This is a genomic window from Motilimonas thetidivivens, assembly GCF_046452435.1.
GTDB lineage: Bacteria > Pseudomonadota > Gammaproteobacteria > Enterobacterales > CBDFNC01 > Motilimonas.
On the sequence record NZ_JBKFDK010000004.1, the window covers coordinates 188,530 to 208,057 of the forward strand.

Consider the following 19,528-nt stretch of genomic DNA (forward strand, 5'->3'; position numbering starts at 1 on the left):
AGCTCACAATGAAAGATAGTGTAACGAGGCAAGAAATTTTCATCTTGTTTTAAATCAACTTTCGTAAGTTTCTTTCACTTTTTGCCAAATTAGTTCCATTTCTTCTAAGGAACATTGATCCAGCGCTTTGTTTTGGTTCAAAAAGTGCTTTTCTAACAAGCGAAATCGACGCTCAAATTTATCATTCGCACGGCGCAATGCCTGCTCAGGATCTTGTTTTAAATGCCGAGCGAGATTGACGGTAGCAAACAGTAAATCCCCTACTTCATCCTCAATTCGGTCTTGATCGGGCTCAATCTGATGCACTTCATCCAGTACTTCATCGATTTCTTCTTTGATCTTATCGACCACGGGGCCTAAGGTGTGCCAATCAAAACCCACCGTTGCACAACGTTTTTGGATCTTATTGGCCCTTGTTAATGCCGGCATCGAGCGCGGTATGTTGTTGAGTACACTTAGAGCCTCGACTTGCTCAGCGCCAGCTTTGGCTGCTCTTTCTTGGGCTTTTTCCGCTTCCCAGTTTGCTTTCACCGCTTGCTCATCGGCAAAATCCACTTGACCGAAAACATGAGGATGACGGCGTACTAATTTTTCCGATACCGTCTCGACCACATCATTAAAATCAAACAATTGCTCTTCTTTAGCAAGCTGAGCATAAAACACCACCTGAAACAGTAAGTCGCCCAATTCACCCTTTAATTCTTGATAATCTTGCTGCTCAATGGCATCGGCCACTTCATAAGCCTCTTCTAAGGTGTGAGGCACAATAGAACGAAAGGTTTGCTTTTGATCCCAAGGACAACCGCCGTCAGGATCTCTCAGTTTCGCCATAATATCGAGAAGCTGGGTAATGTTGGCTTGTTTTGATTTCATGTTTGCATTAAATCCGTTTGGTTTCCGACACGCCTTTTAGGGCATTGACCTTAGAAAGTACTTTACTCAAAGAGTCCACATTATTGATTTCCAATTCCATATCAATAATGGCGGTTTGACTGCGTGTATCCGAATGACTTTTGACGCCAAGCACATTGACTCTTTCATTCGCCAATAAGGTGGTGATGTCTTTTAATAGGCCATTTCGATCCATCGCCGTCACCCGCACCGTTAACGAATAGCCGGCCGATTCTTCACTGCCCCACTGCGCCTCGATAACACGCTCTGGGTGCGCTTCTTCCAAGTCCTTAAGCTGTTCACATTCACTTCGATGCACAGATATGCCACGGCCTTGGGTTATGTAACCGCAAATTTCATCCCCCGGCACCGGCTGACAACAACGTGCAATAGAGGTCATTAAGTTACCCACGCCATTGACCACCACATGATCCTTTTTGCGGCGATTTTTCGGCGCGGCAGCAGAGCGCTTAGCCACTTCTTCTAAGGCTTGGCGATCCGCTTCAGCGGCGCTCGGTTTGTTTCTTAAAGTTTGAATAATATTAATAAATTGATTCAGGCGAATGTCGTTACTGCCGATCCCCGCAAATAACTCTTCCATCGACGCCACATTCGCTTTTTTCAATGCTGGCTCTGCGGCACTGAGCTTCAAACCGTGCTTAGCTAGCTCAGTTTCGAGCATTTCCTTGCCGGCTAAGATATGTTTATCTTTATCAAGCTGGCGAAACCAAGTGGCAATTTTGGCCCGTGCGCGTGATGAATTAACATATCCGGTATGAGCGTTGAGCCAGTCTCGGCTTGGGTTGGGCTCTTTTTGGGTAATGATCTCAACCTGATCGCCGGTTTGCAGGTGATAGGTAAATGGCACTATTTTTCCGCCGACCTTACTGCCGATGCAGCGATGGCCAACTTGGCTATGTATATAGTAGGCAAAATCTAACGGCGTTGAGCCAGCGGGCAAGTCAACCACCTCACCTTTAGGCGTAAACACATATACACGCTCTTCAAATACCTGACTGCGCACCTCATCAACCAAGCTGCCCGATTCAGCCATGTCATCTTGCCAGGCGATAAGCTTACGCAGCCAAGCAATACGATCTTCATAACCGTTGTCTTTACCAACGGCTCCTTCTTTGTATTTCCAATGCGCCGCCACACCTAGCTCGGCATTTTCATGCATGGCTTGGGTTCGGATTTGAATTTCGACAGGCCGCCCCTGCGGCCCTAAAACCACGGTATGAATTGACTGGTAGCCGTTAGGTTTAGGGTTAGCAACATAGTCATCAAATTCGCTAGGTAAATGGTTATAGAGAGTATGTACAACGCCTAATGCGGCATAGCAATCTTGTAATCGCTGGCAAATAATTCGCACTGCGCGAACATCAAATAACTCATCAAAGGCCAAGGATTTTTTCTGCATCTTTTTCCAGATGCTATAAATATGCTTGGGTCTACCATACACTTCGGCGCCAATATCATGCTCTTTCATACCTTGACGCAGGTTTTCGACAAAGGTGCCTATATAAGCTTCACGATCAATACGCTTTTCATCTAATTGCTTAGCGATCTTTTTATAGGTGTCGGGATGGAGATAGCGAAATGAGAGATCTTCTAGTTCCCACTTTAATTGTCCGATACCTAAACGGTTGGCCAAAGGCGCATAAATATCGGCAATTTCTCGCGCCGCCAGCACCCGTGTTTCTTCGGCGGCATTTTTAATCAAGCGTAAATAACAGATGCGTTCGGCCAGCTTGATCACTACGGCACGCACATCTTCAACCATGGCCAACAACATACGCCGCAGATTATCGATTTGCATGTCAGATGGTTTCGCGTGGCCCTTATTTTGTAGGGTGCGAATCGCTTCCATGTCTGCCACGCCTTGTACCAAGCGCGCTGTTACCTTGCCAAACTGTTCGCTTATCCAAGTCACATCTTTAAACTTATGCTCAAAGCTTGGAAATAAAAGGGCTGCTTTTAGGGTGCTGATATCCATGTTCATGGTGATCAAGATTTCCACCATTTCAACACCAATTTCAAGCACTTCAGGTCGCTGTTCTTGTTGGCTAATTAATTGAACTGCATCATAAACCTGTTCAATTTTTTGTTGATCTTTTTCATTTAGTCCAAGTGAAGAGGCCCACGCTTTTGGATCACGCTCTTGTTGATTGATAAAGTGGGTATCTCTAACTGAAACCATAATCCTGACTCTCCAAAAAAGCAGTGCGTATCAATTTAATGCGCTTAGCACGAAAAAATGATGGCGAGGGTTTGCTTGGGTATAGCGCATTCTCGCTATTTTTTGCTATTTCGCTCGAACAACGCCATGGACTCCATGTGCGCAGTTTGCGGGAACATGTCTATCAAACCTAACTTTGATAAGGTGTAACCTTTATCCAACAACACCTTGGCATCTCGCGCCATGGTGGCGGGGTTACATGACACATAGACAATGCGCTCGCATTTTAGTTTAACCAAATGTTCAGTCACAAACAGTGCACCATCACGCGCGGGGTCGAGCAAAGCCTTATTGAATCTTTGCTTAGCCCAAGGTTGCGAGCTAAAGTCTTGACTCAGATCGGCTTGATAAAAAGCCGCATTAGCAAGGCCCGCATGATGAGCATTTGCGCTCGCTTGTGTCACCATGCTATTGACCCCTTCGACTCCGACGACTTGTGCCGCTTGTGTGGCGATAGGTAAACTGAAATTGCCTAAACCACAAAATAAGTCTAATACGTTATCGTCTTGCTGTATGTCTAACCAAGCCAAAGCTTGCTCGATCATTTGCAAATTAACGTCTGCGTTAACTTGAATAAAATTGTTCGGTGCAAATGTGATTTCTTGCTGCCAAGGTGTTAGGGCATAACTAAGGGCAATAGGCTTGCTTTGCTCCCCTGATGAAGTAAGCAATTGCTGTACCTTTTCATCATTACCTTGCAAAAAAATTATAACTTGGTGCTGCAGACTAAACTTTTCAAGTGTTTGATAATCTTTTTTAGTCAATAACTTAAGGTGACGCAATAAGATAGCAGGCCCTTGCTTTGCGAGATAAAAAGCTACATGCCCTAAGCGCTCTACAATCGAAAGTTGACTCAGAGCTTGGTAAACAGGCGCTATCAATGCTTCAAGCTGAGGCACCAAAACAGGGCATTGCGTTTGTTCAAACAAGTCATTACTGCCCTTGCGACGAAAACTCATCTGTAAAGCACGCTGTTTTTTATTGTATTGCAAACCGAAACGGGCACTGCGTCGGTAGCCAAATTCCTTGCCTTTAAGGGTGGGTGACAACTCGATATCGGTCACGTTGGCAAACTTGGCCACCATGCTAAGTAAACTGTCCGCTTTGTAATCCAATTGACTGTCATCACTCAGATGTTGCAGCTCACAACCACCACATACATGATAATGTGGACAGCTAGGCTCAATACGCAATGGCGATGCTTTAGTTACAGATAGGGTTTGCGCAATGGCGTACTGTTTCTTTTGTTGCACTCTCGCAACAACTTGTTCACCGGGTATGGCACCACTAACAAATACAGACTGACCTTGGTATTGGGCAATGCCTCGACCTTGATGGTCCCAACGCAAAATATCGAGAGTGGATTGGGTTGCAGCGCGGGGAGCCTGCTTAGCTTGGGGCTTGAAAAATTGGGCCATAGGGTTCTACATAGATAAACAACTAAGTTGCCTATTGTCACATATCTAGCCAAAATCGAAAACCTCGACGCTAAATAATCAAGAAAGTCCGTGTTTGCTCATATTTGTAACCCTATTCCAGCGCGGCGCATCATGCTAACATGTCGGCATATGTATTGTTATTTAACCATTTGATATGACCAAGTATGGCCTTCGCGCTCGGGTTATCGCCTTAACAATTATACCGACCATTGTCATCGGCACTTTGCTGGCGGGCTATTTTACGTTTAATCGCTACCAGCAATTAGAAGACTTAGTCATAGAGCAAGCGCGCAATATTGCCGATCCCTTGGCCATTGCTGCTGAAATAGGCATGCGCCAACAAGATCCTAAATTTCTAAAAGATCTCATTGGGATTACTCATCGCCGCCATAGCCCTGCCATTATTACCATAGGCATCTACAAGCCTGACAATACACTCTACGTAAACAGTAACTACCATCGTAATATTGGCCGTTTAAAGCTCGATAAAGACAAACCCATTCCTGAGTCAACCGAAGTCGAAGTCTTTGAAGACTATATTATTTTACGAACGCCCATTATCGATGAGAACAATTTAACCAATTACCCCTTGCCGCTCCCGTTAGATGAGGAATCCAATAAACTAGGCTATATTGCAATGTTAGTGAGCACTGACAAAGCCTTACTGCTGCAATTTCGCGACACCACTTCAGCCTTTTTCATCGTATTGCTGGGCATAGCAATCAGTATTATTTTCTCGTTTCGCCAAGTAAAACAGGTCACCGAGCCCATCTCTCGGATGGTAAAGGCCGTTGATAAGATACGTGAAGGTCGTCTCGACACGCGCGTAATGGGTAATTTCACCGGCGAGCTGGGCATGCTCAAAAACGGCATTAACTCGATGGCGAAATCCATGAGTGAATACCATGAAGAAATGCAGCAAAGTATCGATCAAGCCACCTCAGATTTACGAGAAACCTTAGAGCAAATTGAAATTCAAAACGTTGAATTAGATATGGCGAAAAAGCGGGCTCAAGAAGCCGCGCGGGTAAAATCCGAATTCTTAGCCAACATGTCGCACGAATTACGCACACCATTAAACGGAGTGATCGGTTTTGCCCGCCAGCTATTGAAAACATCGTTAAGCCCTAGCCAAACAGACTATTTGCAAACCATCGAGAAGTCGGCTCATAACCTGCTAAATATCATCAATGATATTCTCGATTTCTCGAAGCTCGAAGCCGGTAAATTGGTTTTAGAAAGCATTCCTTTTGCCCTGCGCGATACGGTAGATGAAGTTGTCACCTTGTTAGCGCCAAGCGCCCATGATAAGGGCTTAGAAATTTCGTTAATGGTCGATCATGACGTGCCATCTGGCGCTGTGGGCGATCCACTCCGCTTCCAGCAAGTACTCACTAACTTAGTAGGTAATGCCATTAAGTTCACCGAGATGGGTAATGTTGAAATCCAAATCAGTATGATGGGTGAACAAGATGGCAAGCTGATCCTTAAAACCATGGTGTCGGATACCGGTATAGGTATTTCTGAAAAACAACAAGCGCAGTTGTTTGAAGCCTTTGGTCAGGCGGATACCAGTATCACGCGCCGCTATGGCGGTACAGGTCTTGGCTTGGTTATTACACAAAAGCTAGTGCAACAAATGGGCGGTGAAATCGAACTCGTATCATCACTCAACCATGGCTCAACCTTCTGGTTTACTATCGCCCTTGACGCATCCCCTATGTCAATGTCTGAGCCATTGCCAGTTGCTGGATTAAAATCTCAGCCTGTATTGGTATTTGAAGCCGATGAATTTTCAGCGCGCTCCTTCTCACAACAATTGCAGCTATGGCGAATGCAGGTCTTCCTTGCTCAAACCAATGAACGTTGGCAAGAGTTACTGTCTGACAAATATCAGAGCATCGTCATAGGCCACAGCGATAATTTACATATCGCGCCATTACTCAAGCGCGTCAGCGAAGCGAAAGACTTTTGTGATAACGTGGTGGTGTATATCAATACCGCCAGCCCAGAAATAAAAGAGGAAATCTTGGCGCATGGCGCAAGCCATGTGTTAACTAAGCCGGTTAACCACCGTAAATTTGCCGCAGCCCTGACAGATATTCAGGTTGAGTTTGACGCCGCACCGGTGATCAAGCTAAAACCGGGTCGCAGCCAAACGGCTTTAAAAGTGATGGCGGTGGATGATAACCCGGCTAACTTGAAACTCATCTCGGCCATGTTAGACGATCTAGTCAGCGAAGTCGTAACGGCAACCAATGGTAAAGAAGCGGTTAAAAAGTCAGAGCAAGCTAGCTACGATCTGATTTTTATGGATATTCAAATGCCGATCTTAGATGGCATCAGTGCTTGCCAACAAATTCGCCAAGGCACGACTAATAACGAAACGCCGATCATTGCCGTGACCGCTCATGCCATTGCTGGCGAGCGAGAAAACTTGCTAGAACAAGGAATGGATGACTATTTGTCCAAGCCTATCGATGAAAACATGCTGCTACAAATCATAGATAAATGGTCGGTAGAGCGCCACCAGCAGCCGGTTGGCCCAGTGCATCTTGATTGGGACTTAGCTTTGCGCCAAAGTGCGGGTAAACCAGATCTCGCCAAAGAAATGCTCACCATGTTGGTGGAAAGTTTCGCCGAAGTCGAGGCCAGTATTAATCAAGCCATGGCGCAAGAAATCAATGAGCAAGAATTAGATGCGGTGATCCACAAATTCCATGGCGGCTGTAGCTATAGTGGCGTACCAACCTTACAAAAATTGGCCGCCCTAATCGAAACCGAGCTAAAAAGTGGCCAAGAAGCGCTTGATCTTGAGCCTGAGCTGTTTGAACTGATGGATGAAATGAAGAAGGTGGAAGTCGCTGCTAAGGCTTACTTAACCGACCAAGTGCTTAGTTAACGCAGCAGCAATTAAGATTCAAAGATAACTGTGACCACGGCGTAATGCTTCTCGTCAGAAATACTGATGTGCTGATGTTTAATATTTTGCGCCCTAGCCAACTCCGCCGCCTTCCCTTGCAATGACAGCTCCGGCTTACCAGCGGCGTTATTAGTAACGAAAAAGTCGGTGAAGGTCACACCTGCGGCAATCCCAGTTCCTAACGCCTTGGCCGCTGCCTCTTTAGCAGCAAATCGCTTGGCTAAAAAGCGCGCTGGTTGTTTATGAGTTGAAAACTGCTGCCATTCGCTCTCGGCCAACAGTCGCTTGGCAAAGCTATCACCGCTGCGGCTTAATGCCTGCTCAATGCGGCGAATATCCACTATGTCTGTTCCCATGCCTACTATTGCCATTGCTAACTTATCCTTTTTTTCGTTGCTTAATAAACAGTTGCCGACTGACTAAAGGTTGATTGCCTAAACAGTGATTGATCAGCATACGACAAAAACGTTTCGCGGCCTGTGCCTGCGCAGGCGTGGTAAAGTCGCGTTTAGCCAGCGCCACAATATGCTCACCGCAAAATACGTCTTTATCATGGGGCTCGCCAGCAACAAAGCCTTGCTCTAATTCCAAGCGATAATAGGTATTCATCTGTATCGGTTGATACGAATCGGCATCGAATTCAAAGTCAATGGCATAACCCAGTGCGGTTAATAGATCTAGCTCAAAACAGCGCAGGATCGGCTCGTAGCGCTGACTTTTAGCCAAGGCAAGCAAGGTTTGCTGGTAGCTATCAAACAAGCGCGTGTAAGGGGTGAGATGCTCAAGCAGACGATACAATAATTCGTTTAGATACAAACCGAGGTACAGCTTATCGCCGGGTAAAGGTAAGGCGTGAGTTTGGGGCTCAACGCTGCGAATGTATTTAAGCTGGCCTTTACCGCCCCAATCAAGGTTCAATAAAGTGAAAGGTTGCAGTAAGCCCTTCAGATTAGAGCGTTTACTGCGACTGCCTTTGACCAGTAAAGAAATCCGGCCATCTTGGCGGGTAAACACTTCTAATAGTTGGCTGGATTCGCGATAAGGGCGAATGTGCAAAACAAAAGCATCTTGCATCTTAATTCACCCTTATATTATTTTTAATCTTCTGAGTAACCTAAGCTACGCAGTGCGCGCTCATCATCGGCCCAGCCAGATTTAACCTTAACCCAAAGCTCAAGAAAAACTTTGCTGCCAAACAACTCTTCCATGTCGATCCGCGCCTCGCGACCAATCACTTTCAGCTTTTCGCCTTTTTTGCCGATCACCATACGTTTTTGCGTATTGCGCTCAACTAGGATCAGGGCGTTAATCTGTAACGTGCCGTTTTCCTGTTGTTTGAATTGCTCAATTTCTACCGTGGTCGAATAAGGTAATTCGTCACCAGTAAAGCGCATTAATTTTTCCCTGACGATTTCAGATGCCATAAACCGACTGGAGCGGTCGGTAATGTAATCCTCGGGGAAAAAGTGCACGTTCTCGGGCAAGGCTTCACGCGCAAACGCTGCGATTTGCTCAACGTTTTTATTGAGCTTAGCCGACATAGGTAGAATGGCTTTAAAATCACGTAAAGTAGACAAATGCTGCAGATGCGCCATTAACGCTTCTTTGTCTTTCACGTTATCCACCTTGTTAACCGCAAGCACCACGGGCGCTTTGGTGCTTTCAAGTTTGCTTAACACCATCTCGTCATCGGCGGTCCAGTGCGTCCCTTCCACCACAAAAATAACCAACTCAACATCCGCTAATGTGCTGGATGCGGCTTTATTCATTAAGCGGTTGATGGCACGCTTTTCTTCAATATGTAAACCTGGTGTATCGACATAAACCGTTTGGTAAATGCCATGGGTGTCGATCCCTAAAATGCGATGGCGCGTAGTCTGTGGCTTACGCGAGGTAATGCTCACCTTTTGTCCCAATAGGCTATTTAAAATAGTTGATTTACCAACATTAGGTCGGCCAACTATCGCAACAAGGCCACAACGTGTGTCTAACTTAGGCTCATCTATCATGACAATAACTCCAATGCTTTTTTCGCCGCAGCCTGTTCGGCTTTACGGCGACTGGTGCCCTTGCCATAAGCGGGTTCAGTTAACCCCAGAATGACACACTCGACGGTGAACTCTTGATTGTGGGCTTCGCCTTTAATATTGATGACCTTATATTCGGGTAAATCGCGCTTATGCGCCTGCAAAAACTCCTGCAAATTGGTTTTTGCATCTTTTTGTCCGGCGCCGGGTTTAATGCTGTCTAAACGCGACTTATACCAAGACAAGACTAATCGGTTGGCCGTTTCAATATCCGAGTCTAAATAGATAGCGCCAATCAGGGCTTCTATGGTGTCGGCTAAGATAGAATCACGGCGAAAACCGCCACTTTTAAGCTCACCCGGACCTAAGATCAAACAATCTTTTAGCTCAAATTCGCGACCAAATTCAGCCAAGGTATTCCCTTTAACTAAGGTTGCGCGCATCCGGCTCATATCGCCTTCGTTAATATTTGGAAAGCGTTTGTATAACTCAGTTGAAATAACAAAACTGAGCACTGAATCACCAAGAAATTCTAGGCGTTCATTGTGCTTGCCGTTTGCACTGCGATGAGTCAGCGCCTGTAAAAACAGCTTAGTGTCTTTAAACTCATAACCAAGACGTCTGGACAAGCGTTGCCTATCTAAATTCATTCAATACCACCTATTCGGCTAAATCTGACATCAGTCGGTACCCACTTAGGTAGCGCACTGCTGTCATCACGGCCAAATTCAAAACTAATCCAAATCGCAACCGCTTTACCTACTAAGTTAGCGTCTGGGACAAAGCCCCAAAAACGGCTGTCTAAACTGTCATCGCGGTTATCACCCATGGCGAAATAATGGCCATCCGGAACTATCCACTCATCACTCGCCGTGCCCGGTTGACGGTAATAATTATCAACACGCTCAGGGCGACGTGGGTTGTTTAACACATGGTGGTTTAAATCTGCGGTTAATTGCTCACTTAATTCATCCACCTTGGCATTGCCATCCAAGAATTGCCCGACAGGCTTCATCTCAACCTTAGTAAGCGGCGCACAAGGAGCCTTGTCACAGGCTTTTTGAATATAAAGCTGCTTATCACGATAAACGATGCGATCACCAGGCAAACCAATAATACGTTTAATGTAGTCGATCTGCGGATTTTGCGGATACTTAAACACCGCCACATCGCCTCGTTCTGGCTTTCCGGTCGCGATTAGCTCAGAGCGAAACACAGGATCCTTGATGCCATAAGAAAATTTTTCCACCAGAATAAAATCGCCCACCAGCAAAGTCGGCTTCATCGATCCCGATGGAATTTGAAACGGCTCATAGATAAATGAACGCAACACCATGACAAAGGCGATCACCGGAAAAATAGAGACCGCTTGTTCTACCCACACAGGTTGTGGCGCAATACTGGCTAGCACTTCGTCGTCAAGGGGCACATTAGACTTGGCTTTAACCGCCTCCACTTCTTGTGCGCGTCTTGGTGCCCAGAGAAACTTATCTAGACACCAAATAATACCTGTCACTAACGTTGCAATTACCAGGATTAACGAGAACGTATTTGCCATTACTTGTCCTTACCTATGTGCAAGACGGCAAGGAAAGCTTCTTGAGGTACTTCGACGTTACCTACCTGCTTCATACGTTTCTTACCTTCTTTTTGTTTCTTCAAGAGTTTTTTCTTACGGCTAACGTCACCACCATAACATTTCGCGATTACGTTTTTACGCATTTGTTTCACGGTTGAACGCGCGATAATGTGTGAGCCGATAGCGGCTTGGATAGCAATGTTAAACATTTGTCGTGGAATCAGGTCTTTCATCGCCTCAACCAATTGACGACCGCGTGATTCTGAATGCTCTTTATGGGTGATCAAGGCAAGTGCATCAACGCGATCACCGTTAATCAATACATCAACGCGTACCATGTTAGAGGCTTCGAAACGCAAGAAGTTGTAATCAAGCGAAGCATAGCCACGGCTGGTTGATTTTAGCTTGTCAAAGAAGTCCAACACCACTTCAGCCATAGGAATGTCATAAACCACAGCCACTTGATTGCCGTGATAAGTCATATCAACCTGATTACCGCGTTTTTCAACACATAGAGTAATCACGTTACCGAGATAATCTTGCGGCACTAAGATATTACAGCGTGCAATCGGCTCACGAATTTCTTTAATATCATTAACCGCAGGTAACTTAGCTGGGCTATCTACGTATATGATCTCATTATTGTTCAGTACCACTTCATACACCACGGTCGGCGCTGTGGTAATCAGATCCAAGTCATATTCACGCTCTAAGCGTTCTTGGATAATTTCCATGTGCAGCATACCCAAGAAGCCACAGCGGAAACCAAAGCCCAGTGCGGTTGAGTTTTCTGGCTCATAGAACAATGAAGCATCGTTTAAGCTTAATTTACCTAAAGCATCACGAAACGATTCATAATCGTCTGAACTAACAGGGAATAGGCCAGCGTAAACTTGCGGCTTAACCTTTTTAAAACCTGGCAGTGGCTTGTCAGCACCGTGTTTTGCCGTGGTCAGGGTATCACCCACAGGCGCACCCAAAATATCCTTGATACCACACACAACCCAGCCCACTTCACCCGCGCCTAGACGCTGAGTATCGACTTGTTTTGGCGTGAAGATACCAAGACGGTCTACGCCCCACTCTTGGCCAGTGCTCATTACTTTGATCTTGTCATTTTTCTTTAGTACGCCGTTTTTGATACGCACTAAAGAAACAACGCCTAAATAATTATCAAACCAAGAGTCGATAATCAAAGCTTGTAACGGCGCTTCAAGATCGCCCACTGGAGCCGGAATATTTTTAACGATATCTTCGAGTACTAAATCAACGCCAACACCTGTTTTAGCTGAGCAGCGAGTCGCATCGGTAGCGTCAATGCCCACAATGTCTTCAATTTCTTCGGCCACACGCTCGGGATCTGCTGCTGGTAAGTCAATCTTGTTTAAGATTGGCACCACTTCCAGATCCATTTCGATTGCGGTGTAACAGTTAGCCAAGGTTTGTGCTTCTACACCTTGGCCCGCGTCAACAACCAATAAAGCGCCTTCACATGCTGCCAGCGAGCGAGACACTTCATAGGAAAAGTCTACATGTCCCGGTGTATCAATGAAGTTAAGCTGATAGGTCTCACCATCTTGCGCTTTATAATCTAACGTCACACTTTGTGCTTTGATAGTAATGCCACGCTCTTTTTCTAGATCCATCGAGTCTAGAACTTGGGCTTGCATTTCGCGATCGGTCAAGCCTCCACACACTTGGATCAAACGATCAGATAAGGTGGATTTACCATGGTCAATGTGTGCAATGATGGAAAAATTTCGAATGTGCTTCATGAATACTCGGCGTTAATACTAAGGGACAAACAAATTAAGGAGCGAATTCTAACCAATTTGTAACGTTCTCGCTATCTTTTGCATCTAGCGAAAGCAAACTATCGCGATCTTTTCGGGTTGGACAAAGAAAACATTAAGACTAAAGAGTTTCAGACTTGGCTTTTATACTTACCTGATGTTGGGTATGCGCTCGCTTATAGGAAGTTTTAGCGAACCATAAACCAAGAATCAATCCTGCAGCACCGCCAATAATGGAACTAAGTTCAGCCCATTGCGCGGCAACAATTAAAGGAAGGAGTACCGCGCCCAGTAATAAACCCAGCAAGGGCAATAGATAAACCTGAAAAGCGGCGCTGAGTATCACGGTATCAGTCACCGTTAGCTCAACGGTTTGACCAACTTGAAACTGATGAGCTGGCTCAACCTTTACACCTAGCTCTTGGGTACGAACCGGAAAAGCTTTTGCTAACACGCTGGTGCCACAGCTTGATTTAGCACTGCAACTTTGACAAGCACTTTGGGTTTGACACTTAACCCAAACGGTATCGTCCTCAACAGCCACAATTTGCACGTATTCATTAGCCATTGTTATTGCCTTGCTCTACGGTGCTTTTGCTACCGGTGGCCATCACAGACTTCGCTATTTTTAAGCCAGTTTCAGCAGGAATATCTCCTACAACCGTGATTTTATTACCACGATGCTTGACGGTGATCAGATTAAGAGCGCCTTTACGTGCAACGGGTGTAAACGAGCCTAAAGGCTGATCATCTGCTTCTATGTAAACAGAAATGACCGCAACGCCATCTGAAACCATAAAATAATCCACGGCATCCCCAGTAATTGGAATGCTATGACTATCACTTGATATCACCTTAAAACCCTTAGGTAACCAAGATAATTGCCAGCCTGCGGTGTTAGCTGGCGATTTAGCATTAACCTTGACCACAGCCGGCAAATCCACGGTCGACAACTCCGCAATCCAAGGCGTCGCTTCGTTATACAAGCGCAATGAAATTGCCATCATTTGTTCAACAAGCTGACCTTGTAAATCTAAGGTGTCAATGCGTAAAGGTAAGCTGGTATGGCGATCTAACCAAAGTAAATAACCATAACGGTCGCCATCTTTTGGCGACATTCTGATCACTTGCGCGGGACGCCCTGCAACACGACTCTTGCCAGCTTGCACAAAATCGTAGCTTTGTTGTAGCTGAGTTAAACTCTGCTTAGCAATGCGAAATAAACTGCCCTGTTGTAATTGCGTTTCTAGGGTATAGGGCTCTATATCCGGCTCAAAAAAACTGACTTGCTTGCCGCGCTGAACATATTCGGTTGGCGGTCCGTTTAAATGGCTTAAATAAGAAATTTCTACGCCCTCTAATACGCCATGGCTCAAGCGCTTAGGCTCTATCACACCTTCAAAAACTTGAATGTAAGATAGATCATAATTGAGCTCGGCAAAGGACTCAGCCATTTGCTGTAAAAAGAATTCGGTTGATTGATTTGAAGAGGAAATGGGCTCTGCGGGTTCAGCCCAAGCACGAACGGAAAACAAGGAAAGCACACAAGCCAACAAGATGGCTTGTGCGTAAAGAATAATGTTAATGTTGTTGCAACATACGTTGTTGCAAGGTGTGATCCTGTAAAAGTGCATTTATTTTTCGACGCTGTTCCAGCTCTTGTTGTTCGGTTAACTTATCAACGTTAGCTGGCTGTGCTTGAAGACTTACCGGCTCAGCTATACCAACAAAAGGCACAGTATCTAATACTGGCGCTGGCGTCAAACTATCTTGTTGTGCAGTATTAATCTGCACCCCAATCACAACCGACGCCGCAACCGATGCCGCAATGGCATATTGGCCAATCTTTTTAAATAAAGGCACGACATTATTAGGCATCGCGCTAACGGATTGCTCAGTATTAAGCTTTTGCGGCGCCATTACTGTTGGTTCGTCATCTAAAGCGCTCATCACCGATGATGCAACATCAATGTTCACATCATTGAGTGTATCACCACGCATCACATCACCAATAAGTTGGTAACGTGAAAACTGATCGACCATCTGCTCATCTTTTAATAAATCTGACAGAAAACCTTTATCGTTCAGTTCACTGTCAACAAAAGCAGATAGTTTTTCATGATTAGACATTCTGTTTCCCCATTAACGCTGCAATAGCGGTTGGATCTTTTTATCGATAGCTTCTCTAGCGCGAAATATTCGTGATCTTACGGTGCCAACAGGACACCCCATAATGTCAGATATCTCTTCGTAGCTCATTCCCTCTAATTCACGTAGCGTTATCGCAGTGCGTAAATCATCGGGTAAATTCTCTATCGTACTAAATACAACATGTTTAATTTCATTACTCAGTGTGACAGCTTCTGGAGAAGAAGATTCCCTCAGCGCCTCATGACCTTCAAAAACTTCGGCCTCTGTCACATCTAAGTCGGCTGCAGGAGGTCTTCTCCCCTGTGCAACCAAATAATTTTTTGCAGTATTAACTGCGATTCGATACAGCCAAGTATAAAAAGCGCTCTCACCTCTAAATGTTGCTAAGGCTTTATAGGCTTTTATAAATGCATCTTGTGTTACATCCGGCACATCACCGGGGTGACTCACGTAACGTGATATTAAGCTTGCAACCTTGTTTTGGTATTTGATTACCAAAAGGTTGTAGGCGTTTTTGTCACCTTGCTGAACACGTTCAACCAATTGTTGATCTGTTTCTTGCGCGCCCATTCGAGACGTCGGCCTCCAAAATTCAAACAAAAATCGACTAGCTCGAATGTTATTGCATAAGGGTAGACTGTAGAAATTAAGAAAAGTTCATAGAACTTAAAAAGAATTTCAACTTGGCATGCCTTGGATAAATGCATATTAACGAAAGAACGAGTAACATACGGTAAGTCTTACTTTATTGGCAATAGTACCCTATGAAACATAATGTTGAATACCTTTCTGATGTATTGATCATCGGTAGTGGCGCTGCCGGTCTTTCTTTAGCGTTAAAATTAGCCGAACATGCAGATGTTCGGGTGTTGAGCAAAGGCCCTTTATCAGAGGGCTCAACCATGTATGCTCAAGGTGGTATTGCGGCTGTATTCGATGAATCGGACAGCATTGAGTCACATGTTGCCGATACCTTAATCGCTGGTGCAGGGATTTGTGATGAAGAAACCGTGCGCTTTACTGCAACCACGGCAAAAGACTGCATGGAATGGTTGATTGGCGAAGGCGTCCCCTTTGACCGAGAAGAAACCAAAGACAAAGACAGTGATGAAGTAAAATATCATCTAACCCGTGAAGGCGGCCATAGTCATAGACGTATATTGCATACCGCAGATGCAACCGGAAAAGCGGTGCAAACAACCTTGATCGAGGCCGTAGCCCAACACCCCCGCATTACAGTAATGGAACGCTTTAATGCCGTTGATTTGATCACCACTCGCAAACTCGGTTTGGCAGGTAATCATATTGTTGGTGCGTATGTATGGAACCGAGATGCCGAGCAAGTCGAAGTTATCAAAGCAAATTTTGTTGCTTTGGCCACAGGCGGCGCGAGTAAGGTTTATCAATATACCAGTAACCCTGATGTTTCCAGTGGCGATGGCATTGCTATGGCTTGGCGCGCGGGCTGTCGTGTTGCGAATATGGAATTTAACCAATTTCACCCGACTTGCTTGTATCATCCAGAAGCAAGAAACTTCTTACTCACCGAGGCTCTTCGTGGCGAAGGCGCCTACTTACGTCTCCCCGATGGATCGCGTTTTATGCTAGAGCGTGACGAGCGCGCCGAACTTGCCCCACGCGATATAGTGGCTCGCGCCATTGACCATGAGATGAAGCGCTTAGGTGCCGACTGCATGTACCTAGACATCAGCCATAAACCGAAAGATTTTATAATGAAGCACTTTCCAACTATTTATGAAAAGTGCCTATCATTGGGAATAGATATGGCAATCCAGCCTATCCCTATCGTACCCGCAGCCCATTACACCTGCGGTGGCGTGATGACGGATATGCATGGCCAAACCGATTTAGCGGGTCTCTATGCCATAGGTGAAGTGTCTTATACTGGCTTGCACGGTGCTAACCGCATGGCATCCAATTCATTGCTTGAATGCATTGTATTCGCCCATGCGGCAGCTAAAGACATCATCAATAAACTGCCTCACAAACGAAAAATACCTAAGGTGCCAGCTTGGGATGAAAGTAAGGTATCCAACTCAGACGAAGAAGTCGTCATTCAACACAACTGGCACGAATTGCGCCTATTTATGTGGGATTATGTCGGTATAGTGCGAACCGATAAACGACTAGAAAGAGCATTACGCAGAGTGCAATTATTACAACAAGAGATCGATGAGTATTACTCTAATTTCCGTGTTAGTAATAACCTACTAGAACTGCGTAACCTAGTTCAGGTGGCGGAGTTAATCATTCGCTGTGCGATGGAGCGAAAAGAAAGTCGCGGTTTACACTTTAACCTCGATTATCCAGATCTACTTCCTGAATCAGGGCCAACTATTTTGACCCCAAAACCTTAATATGGGATTCACTTTGATGTGGGCAAGACGGCCCACATCAATGGTGATTAATACGATAGTTGATTAAGATTTATTACCCGCGCCAAGCGTCTAAAACTACCCGCATTAATACTATCGGCATAGACCAATAAAGTCTGCTTATTATGCTTATTCGCCAACCTTATCAGTAATAACCAAGGCCAAACCTGACACCCCATTTGCATTTGGCCACAATACTCAGTTTCACCTTGCAGAATGACCTCACCAACATCATCAAATAAAATCATCTGGTACTTGGGCTTTAATCGTAACGCTAAAACCAAACCGACCAGCAAAATGGTAGCGCTGTAGGCCAAGGTCAGCAATGATATGGTGTGCCATAACCCAGCCCATGACAACAAAACAAAGGGTAAAAAAAAGATTAGCTTAGCAAGGCGCGAAGGCTGAAACTGGGCGCTATACCTTAACACGATTTAATATAATGCTAACCATATTAGCAAGCTCAACATCCTCACAAACCTGATGCCCCATAAACCAGGCAAACAAATCAGGATCATCACAGGTCAATAAACGCTTAAACACCTGCTGCTGGTCGGGAGATAAATCATCGTACGCTTCTTCAACAAACGGACGAAACAACACATCGAGCTCTAACATTCCCCGACGACAGGCCCAGAGCAACCTAGATTTTTCATTTTGTGGATTCATTTTGTGTGTTCCTGCGAATTGAAATGCAAAAGCAATAAAGAGATCGCATGTTATAGCTATAAAATCCTGATGACAACTACTGACAAAGTGGCTTGTGAGCTATAACATGAGGTTAGAAATTTTAACGCTTGAAAGGAATAACCATGCGTGATTTAAACAGTCTTGAAAACATCTCATTACTGCCTGAATTAGCCTTATGTAAGCTAGATAGCTGGGATCTTATTTCCGTTAAAGGCGAAGATAGAATTAAATTTTTACAAGGTCAGCTAACCTGCGACCTAAACAGCCTAACGCCAGGCCAGCAAACGATGGCTGCACAGTGTGACGCTCAGGGAAAAACAATTAGTGTGTTTCGTCTGATTGTTCTTGAAGATAGGATCTTACTAACACAACCAAAATCAGTCACCCCAATTCAATTGCCCGCGTTGAAAAAATTTGCTGTCTTTTCAAACGTGGAAATTGAAATAGAAACAGAATATCAAATGCTTGGCCTGATTGGCTCGAAATCGGCTCACTATATATCACAGCATTTAGATGCCGCAGCTACCCATGATAAAAGTCGTTTATTGCCTAACGGTGCGCTAATCAAACAGCCTTACCCGTCACTGCGCTATTTGGTTATCCTAAAAAATGAAATAGCCGCACAAGCACTTGCTGAGTTAAGCGAACAAGCCGAGCTATTTACCGATGGCATATGGAATGCACTTAACATTGCATCTGGCGTTGGTTTTATTGAAGACAAAACCAGTGGTGAATATATCCCGCAAGCACTAAACCTAGACGAATTAGAAGGGATATCGTTTAGCAAAGGTTGCTATATTGGCCAAGAAACCATTGCCCGCGCCAAATACCGAGGCGCTAACAAGCGCGCTATGTTCATCTTGACTGGCCGAGCGGAAGAAAAGCCAAATGTCGGTGATACCATAGAGTTAAAATTAGGCGACAACTGGAAGCGCGTTGGACAGGTGATATCTGGCTGTCAGTATGGTGATCAACATATTGAATTATTGGCAGTTTTACCAAAAGACAGTGATCCAAATAACAGCCAATTTAGAATCAAAGAGCAAGCAGAATCGACGCTCTACATAGCTCCACTTCCCTATGCCTCACTAAGTAATTAACTAGAGCTAACAAATTAGTTAAGCAAGTCATACAGCCACTTCTGTCGATTTTTGCAGTAAGTGGCTTAATCAATAGAAGGTAAAAGCAAAAAAGGCTGCCTAAGGCAGCCTTTCGAATGAGCTTTGGTGATGTCCTACTCTCACATGGGGAGACCCCACACTACCATCGGCGCTGCTGCGTTTCACTTCTGAGTTCGACATGGAATCAGGTGGTTCCACAGCGCTATTGTCACCAAAATAAACTGTTTTTTTTCGTCCTGAGACGAGAAAAGCCACCCAGCGGATGGCTTTTTAAAATTG

The 19,528-nt window shown here is 45.0% G+C and carries 18 protein-coding genes and 1 rRNA gene; 3 read left to right on the top strand and 16 right to left on the bottom strand.

The window, feature by feature from the left end:
- Positions 1–54: 54 nt before the first annotated feature.
- The 3 genes from mazG to rlmD form a co-directional block, all read right to left on the bottom strand.
- Positions 55–873: a nucleoside triphosphate pyrophosphohydrolase gene (gene mazG / locus ACK8OT_RS05170; protein WP_410195436.1), complete on the bottom strand. Its 819-nt coding sequence runs from the start codon at positions 871–873 to the stop codon at positions 55–57.
- A 7-nt stretch (positions 874–880) separates the two neighbouring features.
- Positions 881–3,091, bottom strand: a complete 2,211-nt coding sequence (relA, locus tag ACK8OT_RS05175; RefSeq protein WP_410195437.1) for a GTP diphosphokinase — start codon at positions 3,089–3,091, stop codon at positions 881–883.
- Between the two features lie 95 nt (positions 3,092–3,186).
- Entirely contained in the window at positions 3,187–4,548 is a 1,362-nt protein-coding gene (gene rlmD / locus ACK8OT_RS05180; RefSeq protein WP_410195438.1) for a 23S rRNA (uracil(1939)-C(5))-methyltransferase RlmD, read from the bottom strand.
- A 175-nt stretch (positions 4,549–4,723) separates the two neighbouring features.
- Here rlmD and barA point away from each other — a divergent pair, with 175 nt between their 5' ends.
- Positions 4,724–7,471 carry a two-component sensor histidine kinase BarA gene (gene barA / locus ACK8OT_RS05185; protein ID WP_410195439.1) on the top strand — a complete coding sequence of 916 codons (2,748 nt, stop codon included), beginning with the start codon at positions 4,724–4,726 and terminating at the stop codon, positions 7,469–7,471.
- An 11-nt stretch (positions 7,472–7,482) separates the two neighbouring features.
- On the opposite strand, the gene acpS is transcribed toward barA, so the two are convergent.
- The 10 genes from acpS to rpoE all read right to left on the bottom strand — a co-directional run bounded on the left by acpS (position 7,483) and on the right by rpoE (position 15,612).
- Positions 7,483–7,863, bottom strand: a complete 381-nt coding sequence (gene acpS / locus ACK8OT_RS05190; RefSeq protein ID WP_410195440.1) for a holo-ACP synthase — start codon at positions 7,861–7,863, stop codon at positions 7,483–7,485.
- 7 nt (positions 7,864–7,870) lie between these two features.
- Positions 7,871–8,566 carry a DNA repair protein RecO gene (recO, locus tag ACK8OT_RS05195; RefSeq protein WP_410195441.1) on the bottom strand — a complete coding sequence of 232 codons (696 nt, stop codon included), beginning with the start codon at positions 8,564–8,566 and terminating at the stop codon, positions 7,871–7,873.
- A 23-nt stretch (positions 8,567–8,589) separates the two neighbouring features.
- Complete coding sequence (gene era, locus ACK8OT_RS05200) at positions 8,590–9,501, bottom strand: GTPase Era (protein WP_410195442.1); 912 nt, start codon at positions 9,499–9,501, stop codon at positions 8,590–8,592.
- The gene (gene rnc, locus ACK8OT_RS05205; protein WP_410195443.1) at positions 9,498–10,169 is read right to left on the bottom strand and encodes a ribonuclease III; all 672 of its coding nucleotides are present in this window, start codon (positions 10,167–10,169) and stop codon (positions 9,498–9,500) included. The genes era and rnc overlap by 4 nt, the downstream gene beginning before the upstream one ends.
- A complete protein-coding gene (gene lepB / locus ACK8OT_RS05210; RefSeq protein WP_410195444.1) occupies positions 10,166–11,077 on the bottom strand; it encodes a signal peptidase I in 912 nt (303 codons plus the stop codon). Before lepB ends, rnc begins: the two co-directional genes overlap by 4 nt.
- Positions 11,077–12,873, bottom strand: a complete 1,797-nt coding sequence (lepA, locus tag ACK8OT_RS05215; RefSeq protein WP_410195445.1) for a translation elongation factor 4 — start codon at positions 12,871–12,873, stop codon at positions 11,077–11,079. Before lepA ends, lepB begins: the two co-directional genes overlap by 1 nt.
- 139 nt (positions 12,874–13,012) lie before the next feature.
- On the bottom strand, positions 13,013–13,459 hold the full coding sequence (locus tag ACK8OT_RS05220) for a SoxR reducing system RseC family protein (RefSeq protein ID WP_410195446.1): 447 nt from the start codon (positions 13,457–13,459) through the stop codon (positions 13,013–13,015).
- A complete protein-coding gene (locus tag ACK8OT_RS05225; RefSeq protein WP_410195447.1) occupies positions 13,452–14,525 on the bottom strand; it encodes a MucB/RseB C-terminal domain-containing protein in 1,074 nt (357 codons plus the stop codon). Before ACK8OT_RS05225 ends, ACK8OT_RS05220 begins: the two co-directional genes overlap by 8 nt.
- Complete coding sequence (locus ACK8OT_RS05230) at positions 14,473–15,021, bottom strand: sigma-E factor negative regulatory protein (protein ID WP_410195448.1); 549 nt, start codon at positions 15,019–15,021, stop codon at positions 14,473–14,475. The genes ACK8OT_RS05225 and ACK8OT_RS05230 overlap by 53 nt, the downstream gene beginning before the upstream one ends.
- Positions 15,022–15,033: 12 nt before the next feature.
- Positions 15,034–15,612: an RNA polymerase sigma factor RpoE gene (rpoE, locus tag ACK8OT_RS05235; RefSeq protein WP_410195449.1), complete on the bottom strand. Its 579-nt coding sequence runs from the start codon at positions 15,610–15,612 to the stop codon at positions 15,034–15,036.
- 194 nt (positions 15,613–15,806) lie between these two features.
- Here rpoE and nadB point away from each other — a divergent pair, with 194 nt between their 5' ends.
- Entirely contained in the window at positions 15,807–17,420 is a 1,614-nt protein-coding gene (gene nadB / locus ACK8OT_RS05240) for an L-aspartate oxidase (RefSeq protein WP_410195450.1), read from the top strand.
- A gap of 47 nt (positions 17,421–17,467) precedes the next feature.
- On the opposite strand, the gene ACK8OT_RS05245 is transcribed toward nadB, so the two are convergent.
- Positions 17,468–17,869, bottom strand: coding sequence for a protein YgfX (locus tag ACK8OT_RS05245; RefSeq protein WP_410195451.1), 402 nt, complete (start codon positions 17,867–17,869; stop codon positions 17,468–17,470).
- A complete protein-coding gene (locus tag ACK8OT_RS05250; protein WP_410195452.1) occupies positions 17,856–18,107 on the bottom strand; it encodes an FAD assembly factor SdhE in 252 nt (83 codons plus the stop codon). Before ACK8OT_RS05250 ends, ACK8OT_RS05245 begins: the two co-directional genes overlap by 14 nt.
- Before the next feature lie 143 nt (positions 18,108–18,250).
- On the opposite strand from ACK8OT_RS05250, the gene ygfZ reads away from it, so the two are divergent.
- Positions 18,251–19,228, top strand: a complete 978-nt coding sequence (gene ygfZ / locus ACK8OT_RS05255; protein ID WP_410195453.1) for a tRNA-modifying protein YgfZ — start codon at positions 18,251–18,253, stop codon at positions 19,226–19,228.
- A 121-nt stretch (positions 19,229–19,349) separates the two neighbouring features.
- Here ygfZ and rrf read toward each other — a convergent pair.
- A 5S ribosomal RNA gene (rrf, locus tag ACK8OT_RS05260) occupies positions 19,350–19,465 on the bottom strand.
- Between the last annotated feature and the right edge of the window lie 63 nt (positions 19,466–19,528).

Bases quoted from the DNA above. Each gene is read 5' to 3' on its own strand.
- rlmD (WP_410195438.1), bottom strand. From the start codon at position 4,548: ATGGCCCAATTTTTCAAGCCCCAAGCTAAGCAGGCTCCCCGCGCTGCA.
- acpS (WP_410195440.1), bottom strand. From the start codon at position 7,863: ATGGCAATAGTAGGCATGGGAACAGACATAGTGGATATTCGCCGCATT.
- rpoE (WP_410195449.1), bottom strand. From the start codon at position 15,612: ATGGGCGCGCAAGAAACAGATCAACAATTGGTTGAACGTGTTCAGCAA.
- era (WP_410195442.1), bottom strand. From the start codon at position 9,501: ATGATAGATGAGCCTAAGTTAGACACACGTTGTGGCCTTGTTGCGATA.
- ACK8OT_RS05230 (WP_410195448.1), bottom strand. From the start codon at position 15,021: ATGTCTAATCATGAAAAACTATCTGCTTTTGTTGACAGTGAACTGAAC.
- mazG (WP_410195436.1), bottom strand. From the start codon at position 873: ATGAAATCAAAACAAGCCAACATTACCCAGCTTCTCGATATTATGGCG.
- ygfZ (WP_410195453.1), top strand. From the start codon at position 18,251: ATGCGTGATTTAAACAGTCTTGAAAACATCTCATTACTGCCTGAATTA.
- lepA (WP_410195445.1), bottom strand. From the start codon at position 12,873: ATGAAGCACATTCGAAATTTTTCCATCATTGCACACATTGACCATGGT.
- recO (WP_410195441.1), bottom strand. From the start codon at position 8,566: ATGCAAGATGCTTTTGTTTTGCACATTCGCCCTTATCGCGAATCCAGC.
- rnc (WP_410195443.1), bottom strand. From the start codon at position 10,169: ATGAATTTAGATAGGCAACGCTTGTCCAGACGTCTTGGTTATGAGTTT.
- barA (WP_410195439.1), top strand. From the start codon at position 4,724: ATGACCAAGTATGGCCTTCGCGCTCGGGTTATCGCCTTAACAATTATA.
- relA (WP_410195437.1), bottom strand. From the start codon at position 3,091: ATGGTTTCAGTTAGAGATACCCACTTTATCAATCAACAAGAGCGTGAT.
- ACK8OT_RS05220 (WP_410195446.1), bottom strand. From the start codon at position 13,459: ATGGCTAATGAATACGTGCAAATTGTGGCTGTTGAGGACGATACCGTT.
- ACK8OT_RS05250 (WP_410195452.1), bottom strand. From the start codon at position 18,107: ATGAATCCACAAAATGAAAAATCTAGGTTGCTCTGGGCCTGTCGTCGG.
- nadB (WP_410195450.1), top strand. From the start codon at position 15,807: ATGAAACATAATGTTGAATACCTTTCTGATGTATTGATCATCGGTAGT.
- lepB (WP_410195444.1), bottom strand. From the start codon at position 11,077: ATGGCAAATACGTTCTCGTTAATCCTGGTAATTGCAACGTTAGTGACA.
- ACK8OT_RS05225 (WP_410195447.1), bottom strand. From the start codon at position 14,525: ATGCACTTTTACAGGATCACACCTTGCAACAACGTATGTTGCAACAAC.